The sequence below is a fragment of the Acetomicrobium sp. S15 = DSM 107314 genome (assembly GCF_016125955.1).
Lineage (GTDB): Bacteria > Synergistota > Synergistia > Synergistales > Thermosynergistaceae > Thermosynergistes > Thermosynergistes pyruvativorans.
The window spans coordinates 1-12,746 of sequence record NZ_JADEVE010000221.1; the positions used below are offsets into that span (position 1 = coordinate 1).

Annotated in this window: 12 protein-coding genes; 7 read left to right on the top strand and 5 right to left on the bottom strand. The window is 57.6% G+C overall.

Translation table 11 applies throughout. The features are described 5' to 3' along the window. Positions 1-459 precede the first annotated feature (459 nt). Genes aroF through aroD form a run of 7 tightly spaced genes read left to right on the top strand, consistent with a single transcriptional unit; the run spans position 460 to position 8,039 of the window. Positions 460-1,515: a 3-deoxy-7-phosphoheptulonate synthase gene (aroF, locus tag EZM41_RS06305; protein WP_232619139.1), complete on the top strand. Its 1,056-nt coding sequence runs from the start codon at positions 460-462 to the stop codon at positions 1,513-1,515. After that, entirely contained in the window at positions 1,491-2,366 is an 876-nt protein-coding gene (locus EZM41_RS06310; RefSeq protein ID WP_198470282.1) for a prephenate dehydrogenase, read from the top strand. The genes aroF and EZM41_RS06310 overlap by 25 nt, the downstream gene beginning before the upstream one ends. Then, the gene (gene aroA / locus EZM41_RS06315; RefSeq protein ID WP_198470283.1) at positions 2,363-3,652 is read left to right on the top strand and encodes a 3-phosphoshikimate 1-carboxyvinyltransferase; all 1,290 of its coding nucleotides are present in this window, start codon (positions 2,363-2,365) and stop codon (positions 3,650-3,652) included. Before EZM41_RS06310 ends, aroA begins: the two co-directional genes overlap by 4 nt. After that, complete coding sequence (aroE, locus tag EZM41_RS06320; protein WP_198470284.1) at positions 3,649-4,503, top strand: shikimate dehydrogenase; 855 nt, start codon at positions 3,649-3,651, stop codon at positions 4,501-4,503. The genes aroA and aroE overlap by 4 nt, the downstream gene beginning before the upstream one ends. After that, entirely contained in the window at positions 4,500-5,672 is a 1,173-nt protein-coding gene (aroC, locus tag EZM41_RS06325) for a chorismate synthase (protein WP_269778871.1), read from the top strand. The genes aroE and aroC overlap by 4 nt, the downstream gene beginning before the upstream one ends. Beyond that, entirely contained in the window at positions 5,665-7,266 is a 1,602-nt protein-coding gene (gene aroB / locus EZM41_RS06330; protein ID WP_198470285.1) for a 3-dehydroquinate synthase, read from the top strand. Before aroC ends, aroB begins: the two co-directional genes overlap by 8 nt. Continuing rightward, positions 7,263-8,039, top strand: a complete 777-nt coding sequence (gene aroD / locus EZM41_RS06335; protein WP_198470286.1) for a type I 3-dehydroquinate dehydratase — start codon at positions 7,263-7,265, stop codon at positions 8,037-8,039. Before aroB ends, aroD begins: the two co-directional genes overlap by 4 nt. Here the strand turns inward: aroD and EZM41_RS06340 are convergent. The 5 genes from EZM41_RS06340 to EZM41_RS06360 all read right to left on the bottom strand — a co-directional run bounded on the left by EZM41_RS06340 (position 8,006) and on the right by EZM41_RS06360 (position 12,734). Continuing rightward, positions 8,006-9,037, bottom strand: a complete 1,032-nt coding sequence (locus EZM41_RS06340; protein ID WP_198470287.1) for a branched-chain amino acid ABC transporter permease — start codon at positions 9,035-9,037, stop codon at positions 8,006-8,008. The genes aroD and EZM41_RS06340 overlap by 34 nt on opposite strands. Before the next feature lie 6 nt (positions 9,038-9,043). Continuing rightward, the gene (locus tag EZM41_RS06345; protein WP_198470288.1) at positions 9,044-9,940 is read right to left on the bottom strand and encodes a branched-chain amino acid ABC transporter permease; all 897 of its coding nucleotides are present in this window, start codon (positions 9,938-9,940) and stop codon (positions 9,044-9,046) included. 19 nt (positions 9,941-9,959) lie between these two features. Next, complete coding sequence (locus tag EZM41_RS06350) at positions 9,960-10,676, bottom strand: ABC transporter ATP-binding protein (RefSeq protein ID WP_198470289.1); 717 nt, start codon at positions 10,674-10,676, stop codon at positions 9,960-9,962. Next, positions 10,673-11,434, bottom strand: coding sequence for an ABC transporter ATP-binding protein (locus tag EZM41_RS06355; protein ID WP_198470290.1), 762 nt, complete (start codon positions 11,432-11,434; stop codon positions 10,673-10,675). The genes EZM41_RS06350 and EZM41_RS06355 overlap by 4 nt, the downstream gene beginning before the upstream one ends. Positions 11,435-11,507: 73 nt before the next feature. Further along, positions 11,508-12,734 carry an ABC transporter substrate-binding protein gene (locus tag EZM41_RS06360; protein WP_198470291.1) on the bottom strand — a complete coding sequence of 409 codons (1,227 nt, stop codon included), beginning with the start codon at positions 12,732-12,734 and terminating at the stop codon, positions 11,508-11,510. Between the last annotated feature and the right edge of the window lie 12 nt (positions 12,735-12,746).

Here is a 12,746-nt window from a genome sequence, read left to right on the forward strand (position 1 = left end):
GTATCTGGATAGCCTCAAAACCCCCTTAAAGAAAATTTCATCCAAAAGGGATTGTCGGAGTGGTTGCCCTTTTCGTCAATTGTGGGGAAACAATGAGATTTCGAAGAGATTATTTTTGAGGAAAACCGGGGGGTTGACAAAGGCGTTACAGGTGTGTAAGATACATCAAAATTGAGATTTTATGGCGGAAGGGGAGCAAAAGGTGATCGATCTGCCGCGTAACAGCGGTTCCGCGCATGCATACTTTAACTATTACTTTAGCTACGGCCAGTGGCGATATTATTACGCCAGTGGCCTTCCAATGCGTGGAAATCGATCACCGGCATGCCGAGGCGGTCCATAGAGTAAAGCTAAAGTAGCCTAAGCATACGAGTAACAAGATAAAGTAAAGAGATAGCCGGAGTTCGGTTTCCACATCCGAACCCGGCTATTTTGTTATATAAAGGGAGGGCATGAGCGATGAAAAGAGTGGTAGTGAAGATGAGAAAGAGCGCGACGAAATTGGAAGTGGCTCAAGCGTTGCGGTTGATGGAGTGCAGAAACTTAGAAGCCCGCTTCGTCAATCATCCGGATGGGTGCATGGTAGTTGCGGAGGGGGAGGTAAGGGACCTCTCTTGGCTGGAAGATTTGGCGGGGGTGGAGGAGGTTGTCGAGACCAAATCGGCCTTTCCCTTGGCGAGCCTCGATGTGAGGACGACGCCCACGACAGTTTCTCTCGCACCAGGCGTGTGGATTGGCGGCGGCGAGGTGGCCGTGATCGCCGGGCCCTGTGCCGTGGAGGATAGGGATCAGATTTTGACGACGGCTGAATCGGTAAAAGCATCAGGCGCCAAGGCTTTAAGGGGCGGGGCATACAAACCCAGGACAAACCCTTATTCGTTCCAGGGCCTCGGAAGCGAAGGCATATCGCTCTTGGAGGAGGCGCGATCTCTCACTGGGCTTCCGATCGTTACGGAAGTTATGGCCCCTGAGGACGTGGAGTGGCTCCTGCCTCACGTGGATGTCTTTCAGGTGGGTTCGAGGAATATGCAAAACTTTTCTCTCCTGAAGACGTTGGGCAGGGTGGACAAGCCGGTCTTGCTCAAGCGCGGCATGATGGCCACCATAGACGAGTGGCTCCAGGCAGCTGAGTACGTATTGGCCGGTGGAAATTCTAACGTCATCTTATGCGAGCGCGGCATACGCTGCTTTGAAAAGCGCACCCGTAACGTTTTAGATCTCAGCGCGGTTCCTCTTATAAAATCACTGAGCCACCTCCCCATCGTAGTGGATCCGAGTCATGGCACCGGATGCAGAAACCTCGTCCCGAGCATGAGCCTGGCTGCGATCGCTGCGGGCGCCGATGGCCTGATCGTAGAGGTTCACCCCAACCCAGAGAAGGCCTTGAGCGACGGCGATCAGTCTTTGACGCTCTCTGAGTTCGCATTGCTCATGGAAGCCGTGAGACAGCTCGCTTCTGTCCTGCCCGGACGGGCAAAGGAGGAGGTTTTATGCAGCTCCGCTTCGGTAGCGTAGGCGTAGCAGGGGTGGGGCTCATAGGCGGGTCGATATCGCTTCGCCTGCTCCGGGACGGCCTGGCGGACGAGGCGAGGGGTCTGGATGTAGACGCCTCGGCCCTCGATTTTGCCCGCTCGCACGGCATCATATCTAATGTTTCTTCTTCTGAGAGTGAATTTATGCGCGGTCTGGAGGTTTTGATCATAGCTACGCCGATCGGACAAATGGAGGAACTGAGTCTGAAGCTCATTCCTCACGCAGGAGGCGATCTTAAAGTCGTAATCGACGTGGGGAGCACGAAGGCAGTCGTGGGAAAGCGGTTAAGCGAGATCTGGGGTGAAATATACGTAGGACTGCATCCCATGGCCGGCAAAGAGCTCGTGGGCCCCCAAAATGCGTCGCCCGACCTATTCGAGGGCGCCTGCTGTGCCATCGTGCCACAGCCTCCTACTTCTGAAAAGGCTTTATCTATTGCATTTGAGCTCGCCAGGGCTATAGGTGCTTCTCCCATCCGGATGAGCCCAGAGGAACACGACGCCATAGTAGCGTGCACGAGTCATCTGCCCATGTTTTTGGCCATTGCCCTGTCTGCTGCAGTTGGTGCCGAAAAGCACCGCCTTCCGCTCCTGCCGAAGCTAGTAGCCGGCGGCTTCCGCGACACAACGCGCGTTGCATCGGGTTCACCCTGGCTTGTTTCCGACGTCTGGGCCACCAATGCATCTAACATACTTCCGCTCTTGGACAGGGTCATCCAATTGCTCTGCAAAGTTAAGACGTCTTCGCCCGAGGAGATCGAAGCCCTCGCCCGAGACGCCAAGGCCGCGAGGGAGGAAATCCTCTTGAATGCACCATCGAGGTGGACGATATGAGGCGCATATCGCCTGCGACGGGGGTGAGGGGGAGGGTCGCCCCTCCTGGCGATAAATCCATATCTCACAGGGCCGCCATATTTGGCGCGCTCTCGTACTCCGGGATCGAAGTGGAAAATTTCTCCCCCGGCGCTGATTGCGCCAGCACGCTGCGCTGCCTCAAACTGCTCGGTTGCGACGTGGAACGAAAGGGTGGGCACGTGCGTGTGAGTTGCGAGGTTTTACGCGAGCCAGAAGAGGTGCTCGATGCCGGAAACTCCGGCACCACGGCTCGGTTGTTATGCGGCTTTATAGCGGGAGCACAAGATATATTTGCTGTAATCACGGGCGATTCCAGCCTCAGGAGGCGTCCCATGGATAGGGTCGCAAGGCCCCTTTTGGCCATGGGAGCCAGCATAACGGGTCGCGAGCACGGGAATAAGCTTCCCCTTGCGCTTCGTGGGCGACGGCTGTCGGGTGGGGAGCACATCCTTCCCGTGGCGAGCGCTCAGGTCAAGTCGGCGCTGCTTATAGCTGGTCTGTCGGCTCAGGGCAGCACTACTGTAATAGAACCGTCCCCTACGAGGAATCACACAGAGCTTCTCCTCAATTTCCTCGGTGTACCCATAGAGAGCGAGGGCAACAGGGTTACAGTTTACCCCTGTTGCGATCTGCCGGGCGGCAAGTGGCGCATCCCAGGAGATTTTTCGTCCGCTGCCTTTTGGATCGTGGCCGCCGCCATATTGCCGGAGTCCGAACTTCTCATCGAGGGCGTGGGGGTCAACCCGACACGCACGGGGTTGCTTTCCGTCTTGAAGCGCATGGGCTTAAATATAGAGATGAGAGAAAAAGGCACTTCAGGCGGAGAGCCCGTAGCTGACATATTGGTAAAGCCCTCGTCCCTCGAGGGGACAAAAGTTACGCCTGACGAGGTTCCTCTCATGATAGACGAACTGCCGATCCTTGCCGTGGCTGCCGCTCGAGCTAATGGCTTGACGGAGGTGAGGGGGGCCGTAGAACTGCGCGTAAAGGAAAGCGATCGCATTCGCTCAATGGCCATAGGTTTGAGGAAACTCGGCGTCGATATAGAGGAACTGTCCGATGGATGGAAGATCCGCGGGCCGGCCAATATTGTCGGCGGCAGGGTCAGGTCTTACGGCGACCACCGCGTTGCCATGGCTTTGGCCGTGGCCGCTCTATTCTCCGCTGAACCTGTAGAAATAGCAGGCGATGCCTGCGTAGATATTTCATATCCCGGCTTTTTTGATGTGCTTGAAGGGCTATCTTTAAGGAGAGAGAATTCATGATAGATGCGAACACCTCCCTCATCGCCCTGTTGGGAAATCCCATCAGCCACAGCTTATCGCCGCGCATGCACATGGCCGCAATTTCCCACCTGGGGCTCAACATCTGCTATCTCGCTTTCTGCGTACCCGAGTCCCGCTTCGAGTCGGCCTTCTGCGGATTGGAGGCGCTCGGAGCAATGGGCGCCAACATTACCATACCGTTCAAGGAGCGCGCCTTTGCTTTGGTCGATCACTCAGACATCTCTGCTGAAGCGACTGGCGCCGTGAACACGATAGTATTTGCCGAGAACGGCTCCGTGGGCTACAACACTGACGTAATTGGAATAAAAGAAGCTTTGAAGTCGTTGGGGCACACGTCGGGGAGCGCCCTGCTTTTGGGCGCTGGCGGCGCCTCGCGGGCGGCACTCCATGTCCTGGCGGAGAGCGGTTTTTCTCCGATATGGATTGTCAATAGAAGCGAAGATCGCGTCCAGAAGCTCATAAAGGGCCTCAAGAAACGCCTTCCGGATGCTGAAATCGAGGTTTTGCCCTTCGGCAATTTTCCTCCGTCTCCATCGGTCGTCATAAACGCGACATCGCTCGGCCTGCAGGGCAACCCTTACCCGGAGGGTTTCGTCGATTCTCTCTTGGGCGCGGCGGATTGTGCGAAAGTGCTGGACCTCGTATATTCGCCCCATGGTGCCACGCCCCTCGTGGATGCCGCCAGAAGGCGCGGCATGGCCGCGATCGACGGGATAGAGGTGCTCCTTCATCAGGGAGCAGCCGCCTTTGAGCTGTTTACCAAGGAAAAGGCGCCCCTCGACGTGATGCGGCGCGCCATCGAATCGCGAAGCGGAGGCGAAGAGGCATGACGGCGTTGCGCTTCCTCACGAGCGGCGAGTCTCACGGCCTCGGTTACTTAATCGTTGTCGAGGGACTGCCGGCCGGCCTCGAGGTGAGGCTCGACAGGGTAAAGGAAGAGTTGGCCAGGCGGCGGAGGGGGTTTGGGCGCGGCGAGCGCATGCGGATCGAGCGCGACCTCTTAGAGATATGGGGAGGGGTGAGGGATGGCGTCACGACAGGCGCTCCCGTGGGATTAGCGCTCAAAAACTCCGAATGGGAGCTGTGGAAGTCGGCCCTCGACCCGCAGAAGATCGAGAAGGAGGAGGCAGAATCGAAAAAGATAACGCGTCCGCGCCCCGGCCATGCGGATCTCTCTGGGGCGATCAAATACAGCCACAGGGACATGAGAAACGTCCTTGAGAGGGCGAGCGCGAGGGTCACGGCCGCCTGGACGGTAGCTGGCACCCTTGGGCGCTTGCTGCTTGAACTCTTGGGAGTTGAAGTCAGGGGCGCTGTCACCTCCATAGGCGGTGTATGCGTGGCTCCGCCACAGAGCGAGTCGGAGTGGGCTTTTGCCAGAAATTCCTCTATGGGGTCTCCTCGCCCTGAGGACGAAGAGCTGCTCGAGAGGGTTGTGAGGTCGGCGATGGAGAGAGGAGACAGCGTCGGCGGGACGTTCGTGATATCGGCCGTGGGCTTGCCGCCGGGCATCGGCTCATATGTCGAGTGGGACCGACGGTTGGACGGCCGCCTAGCCGCAGCCCTCATGGCTATCCCCGCCATAAAGGGCGTGGAGGCGGGCGACGGCTTTTCTTTAGCGGATCGCTTGGGAAGCGAGGTGCACGACGAGATCCTTCTCCGCGACGGGGGACTCGCCCGGGCCACGAACAGAGCGGGAGGCCTCGAGGGCGGCATGACGAACGGCGAGGAGGTCGTCGTCAGAGCGGCCATGAAACCTATACCCACGATTAAAAACCCCTTAAGGACTGTCGACATTGAGACCGGGATGGTTATGACGGCCCATGCGGAAAGAAGCGACACCTGTGCCGTGCCGGCGGCCTGCGTAGTAGGGGAGGCGATGGCTGCCTGGACCTTGGCGGTGGCGGTCCTCGAGCAGTTCGGCGGCGATACTGTCGATGAGCTAAAAAGCAGATTTACGCTTTATCGCGAAAGGGCGAAGGGGTTCCTCGATGGTTAGGCAAAAGATATTCCTCGGAGGGTTCATGGCAGCGGGGAAGACGGCAGTAGGCCGGGAGTTGGCGAGGCGGCTTCGCCTTCCCTTCGTCGATACGGATAGCCTGGTAGAGGCGCAGGCGCACATGGAAATCCATGAGATCTTTTCCAGGCACGGTGAGGGCGCCTTTAGGTCGCTCGAGGCCAAGGTCGTCGAGGAGGTCTGCTCTTTGGAGGGCGTGATCGTGGGGCTCGGAGGTGGCGTGCTGGCAAACGACGAGCTAAAGCGCAAGGTATTATCCAGTGGCGTCTTGGTCGTCTTGGATGTGACGCCTGATACCGTCCGCCGCCGCGTCGAAAATGAGAAGGGCAGACGCCCGCTCCTCGAGAGGGAAGACATAGAATCCCTCATGAGCCGAAGGCAATCGGCATATGCAGAAGCACATCTCCACGTCAAAACCGACGATCGCTCCGTTGAAGATGTGGCCGAAGAGATCATCGGGGCCTTGAACCTCAGCGAGCCTGAAGACGAGTCTGATTTCCACGTCCTTTGGGGGAGGACCGAAGGGAGAAGCTATCCTGTCGTCGTAGGCAGAGGGGTCATATCGCGCTACAGAGAGATAGTGCCGGACTTGGATCCGGTGCCACCCTTCTTAGTGAGCGACTATATGACGGGGGCTCTCTACGCCGATCTCTTGGGTGAGAGAAAGGGGCTCTTTCTCCTGCCCAGGGGCGAGGAGGCTAAGACCCTGAGGGAGCTCGAAAGGCTTTACGCCGCACTTGCAGAGTGTGGCGTCGACCGCTCTTGCTGGATCATGGCGCTCGGGGGAGGTACGGTGGGAGATCTCGCCGGCTTCGCCGCGGCTACGTGGATGCGAGGCATAGACGTGGTGCAGTGTCCTACCACGCTCTTGGCGCAGGTCGATAGCTCCATAGGCGGCAAGACCGCTATAGATCTTCCCCAAGGCAAGAACCTCGTGGGGGCGTTCCATCAACCGAGGGCCGTCGTTGCAGATGTGGACTTTCTCCAGACCCTCCCCGAGAGGGAATATCGGCAGGGGTTGGGAGAGGTCGTGAAATATGGCCTCGGCGAGGATTTTCCCTTCTTTCGCTGGCTTTTGGACAACGTCTTTAGGCTGATTCAAAGGGATCCCCTTTGTCTTGAAGAGGTCGTGAGGCGGTGCATTGCGATGAAGTTGGCCGTCGTGGAGGCCGACGAGAGGGAGCAGGGCGACCTTCGCAGTAGACTCAATTTAGGGCATACCGTTGCCCATGCCTTGGAGGCCTCGTCCGGCTATGGCGGGTGGAAGCACGGTGACGCCGTAGCTGTGGGCCTGGTCGTGGCTACTCGCCTGGCGTGCATGGTGGGCGAATGCGGCGAAGATCTCTTGGGCGACCTCGTCAACCTCTTGCGCTCTTTGGGATTGCCCACGGCGCCGGATCGGCCATGGGAGGAGATCGTCCCTTACTTGATGCGCGATAAGAAGTTCCGCCGCGGCAGACCTCGCTTGGTCATACCGAGGGAGGGAAAGGTTTGTTCCGTGCGCGACGATATATCGCTTGAGCTGTTGGAGCGCGCCTATAACGATGTGCGCGCCAGGGAGGCGGCGGTCTTATGAGGCCCCTGCCCAAGGAGCCCGTATATTTGCGGGACAGGGTGATAGGGGCAGCTCGCCCGGCGATCTGCATACCGCTCGTCGCAACGGATAGAGAAGATGCGCTGGAAGAAGCGAAAAACATGGTCTCCCTCTCGCCCGATGTGGTGGAGGCGAGGGCGGACTTTTGGAGCGAATCCTCGAGCTTAGATGCCGCCTGTGCCCTTCTTTCTGATGTCAGGCAGATCTTGGGCGACATCCCGCTATTGTTGACGTGCAGGAAAAAAGAAGAGGGGGGATACAGGCATATCGATCAAGATAAAAGGATTTCGCTCTACGAGAGGGCCGTTGCGATGGGCATTGCTGACGCTGTCGACGTGGAGCTATCCTGCGGCCAAGAGGTCATCGGCAGAGTGAAGGAGGTTGCCCGCTCGTATGGCGTGGCCCTCGTGGTCTCCTTCCACGACTTCGATGCCGTTCCTCGCAATATGGAAATCGTGGAAGTGTTGGAAAGGGAGTTCGAGGCTGGGGCGGACATCGCAAAGGTGGCCGTCATGATAAATTCGCACGAAGAGGGGCTTGAGCTGCTCGCCTCTACGCTCGAGGCGCGGCGCAGATACACGAAGCCTATAGCGGCAGTTGCCATGGGCGAGATGGGCGCTTTCTTGCGCCCTTTGGGATGTTTTTTCGGCTCAGACCTGACCTTTGCCTCCTCCGGCAGGGCATCCGCCCCGGGGCAGCCGCCATTTGAGGTGATTAAGCGTTACATGGACATGTTGTTTGGCTTTGTGGAATAGCTCGCCTTCTCCCGTATGAGGCCGTAAGGTCTGAAATTGAGGATTAAAAGCAACACTAAACCCATCAGCAGATATTGAAGCCAAACCGGGTCGAAGGGTAGGAAGGAAAGGGCATATTTGTAGGAGACAATCAGTTTTTGCAGCGTTATAAAGGCAAAGGTGCCGAGGAGCACCCCTAAGTTGCTCCCACTCCCGCCGAAGACCACCATTACCCAAGGGAGAAAGGTCCAATCGAACCGGCCCAGGGCGCTCGGGGCTACGCCCGATGTATAGAAGGCATACATTGCCCCGGCTAAACTGCATATGATGCCACCGGCTACGAGGACGTTCAGCCTGATCTTCGTCACGTCCTTGCCGAGCGATGCCCCGGCATCCGGATTATCCCTCACCGCCCGGAGCACCCTTCCCATGGGCGACCTTTCTATGGCGCTCAAGTAGACCCATACAACTAAGGCCATGGCGCAGTTGGCGAGTGACGCTACGGCGAACCGGTGGTCCAAAGACCACGCCCATACATCGGGAACCTGTACCCCCAAGGGGCCACCTACCAATGGCTCGTAATTCCCGCCTATGATTGCCAATACCTCTCCTAAGGCCAATAGCGATATAGCTAGGTAGTCTCCTCCGAGCCTCACGGCCGGGTAGCCGGACAAAAGCCCTAAGAGGGCACCGATCGCCGCGGCAACGAGGAGGGTTGCAATTAAGATGCCCATGGCCATCGATGGGTTCTGTTGCAAAGACTGGTTTATTTGGGAGTTTATTATCACGTTATTCCATATCATGTCTTTGGCGAGGCTCGAATCCACACGAAAGAGTCGCATTCCCATCCTTACGGGGAGCCATCCCGCAACATACGCCCCTCCCGTGAACGAGAGCACCAATCCGAAATTTGCTATGCCCGTGTAGCCGAGCTGCAGGCGCAGGCTCAGATTTAACGTCAGGTATATGCCGAAGATGGCAAGCAAGTCCACCAGGAACAATAGCCACTGTTCGCTCATTTGCCTTTATCCCCTTTTCATGCTGAATCCGCTCAAGCCCTGGGGCAAAAATTGAAGGGTCAGCACCAATACGATCATTGGGATCAGATCCTTATAAGGTATAACTTGCGGCCCGATCCATGAGGATAACAGGTCTATTCCATAGATTTGGGTGAACCCCAGGACTACGCCAGCCAGCAGCGGGCCGTACATCTTACCTGTACCGCCGAATATGCTTACGGCAAACATCGTAGCTATCATGGTCGTGCCTATGCTGGGGTTGCACTGGAAGCGCAGCGGCAGGAGGCATCCGGCGAGGCCCGTGGCTCCCCCCGCCAGACACCAAGAGAGGAGCGACAGGCCCCTGGCATTTGCCCCCATCACCGTCGCCAAGACGGGTTGGTCCACCATCGCCCTCAGCGCTAGTCCGGTCCTGGTGTATTGCAGAAAGATGTAATAACTACCGGTGACGAAGGCCAACGCAGCCCAGGAAACCCAGAGGACCCCTGGTTGCCCCCACAGGTAGAAATCCAAACGCGTGAGCAAAAAGCTCTTGGCTGATATATGGAAGACGTTTTGTAGGTAGTCGCCATAGATGTTGATTGCGGCCGTGAGGACGAGGCTTATGGCTATCGTGACCACCAATAGCAGTATTGTGGAGGCGCCCTTTGCCCTTATCGGCTCGACGCCGACAAAGAAGACGAGGCCGCTTAAAGCCGCGCAGACGAGGAACGCTATAGGGAGAGTCAGATATGGATTCCACGCCAAGGTGGCCGTGAGCGTGAGGGTCACGTAAGATCCCACGGTTACCACTTCACCATGAGCCACATTCCACACGCCCGTGGTCCTTCGTATGAGGGTGAGCCCAAATCCCATGAGGCCGAGCAACGCAGAGTAGGTCAAAGCGTCAACCAGTAAAGCCAATATTTACCCCCCTTCCCCTTCACGACAACCCCAGGTAGGTCTTCATGATGTCGGAGCGGGACATGAGATCCTCCGGCTTCCCGGAGAGCATCACCCTTCCGCTGACCAATAAAGAACAGCGATCCACCACATTCAATATTTTCTTCAAGTTTTGCTCGACTATAAGCATGCTCAGATGCCCTTCATCCTTCAATTTCCCGATCAGCTCGGCGATCTCTCCGGCGGCGACCGGTGAGAGGCCGGTGGTGGGCTCGTCCATGAGCAGGAGCTTCGGTTTGCTCATGAGGGCCGAGGCCAGTGCGACCATTTGCCTCTCGCCTCCGCTCAGTGTGCCTGCTGTTCTGCGAAAGAATGCCTTTACCGGCTTCACCAGGGACAACACCTCTTCAATTTGTCCCTTGACTTCCCTCGCGGGCAGGGCAAGTCCTCCCATCTTCAGGTTTTCTACTACCGACATACTGGGGAAAACGTTGCCCTCTTGTCTCAAGTACGCGATCCCATTCCTTGCCACCCTGTAAGGTCTCTCATGGCCGATCTCCTTGCCGTTGAAGGTGATGCTGCCCGAAGATATGTCGGCCAGGCGAAAGATGGCGTTTAAGAGCGTGGTCTTGCCGCTGCCGTTCGGCCCAGCTATAGCTACAGCCTCACCTTCACCACATTCGAGGCTCACGTCATAGAGGACGTGGATGGCGCCATACCCGGCGTTCAACCCGTCGAGGCGCAAGAGATGGTTCATTCTCCGAGATACACCTCCTTCACCCGACTGTCGCCCAAGACCCGATCTACGCTACCTTCCGATATGAGCGCGCCCTGGTGCATCACATAAACGTAGTCGGCGTATCTGAGGGCTATGTCGAGCCTGTGCTCAATCACTAAGAAGGTGAGGCCGCGCTCATCCCGCAGGTGAACGAGGAGGGAGAAGACCTCGTCGGCCATCACTGGATCCACTCCGCAGATGGGTTCATCCAGGATTACGAGCTTGGCGTTGGCCATGAGGGCCCTCCCTAATTCTGTGAGTTTTATGTGGCCTGTGGAGAGCGAGGTCACTATCACATCCCAATAGGGGAGAAGCCCCAAAGCCTTGGCCACGCCGAAGGCGCGACACATGCCTTCCTCTTCCCTGGTTTTCCACCGTCCTTTGAATGCACACCAGATGAGCGACTCTCCGGGGCCTGTATCGCAGGCCACAAGCAGGTTGCCGAGGACGCTCAAGCTGCTGAAGGGGGCAGGGAGTTGAAACGACCGCACCATCCCCTCCCTGCATATGCGGTGCATGGGCCAGCCGGTGATGTCTCTGTTCTCAAAGTAGATCTGGCCGCCGTCCGGCCGCAGAAAGCCGGTGATGACGTTCACCAGGGTGGTCTTGCCGCTGCCGTTCGGCCCTATGAGCAGGGTGATCTTTTCTCTCGCTATAGAAAGGCTCACCCCGTTTACGGCTTTGAGCCCGCCGAAGCTCTTGCTCACGTCGCGGATGCGCAATATCCCTTCGGGCATCTACATTCCTCCGTGTGCATATTTAAGGAGGTATAACCCTGCGCTGCAATCCAGCGCAGGGTTATACGGCTGCCTATTTTGAGGATGCTTCAGAGAGGCTCCCTGTGGCTGCGTCATACTCGAAGAGCTTGACCCAAGAGGGCTTGCCTTCGATATCTTTTACTGCGAAGAAGTCGACGTTGAGCGCCTTCCTGTCGCCGAGCTCGTCGAGCTCGGTCCAGCCGCTGACGCCGTAGTAGTTGTAGGCCACGTGGGGGAGTGCGGCCTTCACTGCCTCACCGTCGCCGGATTGAGCGCACAGTGCGGAGAGGGCGGCAAGCCAAGCGCAGTCGTACGCCACTAGGCTGTAGATGTCGAGCGTCTCGCCTATCCGCTCCTGTGCGTACTTCAGGAGATCCTCTTTCTTCGCGGATGCGGGGGCCGAATACATGGGGGAAATTATTGAGACCTTCGACGCCACCTCTCCAGCGTCGCGCAGTATAACGCTGCTGTGGGCCACGGCGTCGCCGCCCGTCCATGTGAGCGAAAGGAGCGGGCTCTTTCTCGCTTGTGCTTGGCTCAAAACCTGGGCCAGGTCTTCCCACGTGAGCGTCACGACCGCGACTTTCTGGGTTCCGACTTCCTTCACCGCGGGCTCTACAGCCCTTTCGAGCGCCGAAAGCTCGCCGGAGAACTCCCTCGTCCCTCCTGCAAACTCCACGCGTTCCAAAATCTTCCCACCGCGCGCCTGGAACTCCTCGACGAAGCGGTTCGCTATTGATATATCACAGGGATCCTTCCTCACCAGAAGGGCCACATGCGTAAAGCCCAGATGCTCGATTAGTTCTGCGAGGGCCACCCCCTCCATGTCGTCGTGCGGTATGGGCCTGAAGACGTAATCGTTAGGAACGCCGAGCTCGGCCACGGTGGAGAAGGAGGAGACCACGGCAATCTTGTTAGCATTGGCGTAGCCCATGATCAAACGCGTGTCGGCGCTGTCTAAGAGCCCCACTACGACCTTCACCCCTTGTGCGGCCATGGCTTTGAGCTTCTCTAACGTCACGTTGGCCTTGGTCTCCGTGTCCTCGTAGAGAAATTTGAAGGTGATCGGCAAATTCGCCTCAGAGATAAACTTCGCTATGTCCGCCTCAGCCTTCTCCAGGGCCACCCTGCCCCTCGTTCCGTAACTGGCGAAGTCTCCTGTGAGTGGCACGAACGCCCCTATCGAAACGATCTGTTTTTCGGCCGACCACGCTGGAGCGCACAGCGACGCGATCAAGAATACCGACAGCAGGATACACCAACGGAACTTGCTACTCATCCCTCATCACCC

What these genes read in the sequence shown, in the direction of transcription:
- EZM41_RS06355 (WP_198470290.1), bottom strand. Translation starts at nt 11,434, where the DNA reads ATGCCCGAAGGGATATTGCGCATCCGCGACGTGAGCAAGAGCTTCGGC.
- aroF (WP_232619139.1), top strand. Translation starts at nt 460, where the DNA reads ATGAAAAGAGTGGTAGTGAAGATGAGAAAGAGCGCGACGAAATTGGAA.
- EZM41_RS06350 (WP_198470289.1), bottom strand. Translation starts at nt 10,676, where the DNA reads ATGAACCATCTCTTGCGCCTCGACGGGTTGAACGCCGGGTATGGCGCC.
- aroD (WP_198470286.1), top strand. Translation starts at nt 7,263, where the DNA reads ATGAGGCCCCTGCCCAAGGAGCCCGTATATTTGCGGGACAGGGTGATA.
- aroE (WP_198470284.1), top strand. Translation starts at nt 3,649, where the DNA reads ATGATAGATGCGAACACCTCCCTCATCGCCCTGTTGGGAAATCCCATC.
- EZM41_RS06360 (WP_198470291.1), bottom strand. Translation starts at nt 12,734, where the DNA reads ATGAGTAGCAAGTTCCGTTGGTGTATCCTGCTGTCGGTATTCTTGATC.
- aroC (WP_269778871.1), top strand. Translation starts at nt 4,500, where the DNA reads ATGACGGCGTTGCGCTTCCTCACGAGCGGCGAGTCTCACGGCCTCGGT.
- EZM41_RS06310 (WP_198470282.1), top strand. Translation starts at nt 1,491, where the DNA reads ATGCAGCTCCGCTTCGGTAGCGTAGGCGTAGCAGGGGTGGGGCTCATA.
- EZM41_RS06340 (WP_198470287.1), bottom strand. Translation starts at nt 9,037, where the DNA reads ATGAGCGAACAGTGGCTATTGTTCCTGGTGGACTTGCTTGCCATCTTC.
- aroB (WP_198470285.1), top strand. Translation starts at nt 5,665, where the DNA reads ATGGTTAGGCAAAAGATATTCCTCGGAGGGTTCATGGCAGCGGGGAAG.
- aroA (WP_198470283.1), top strand. Translation starts at nt 2,363, where the DNA reads ATGAGGCGCATATCGCCTGCGACGGGGGTGAGGGGGAGGGTCGCCCCT.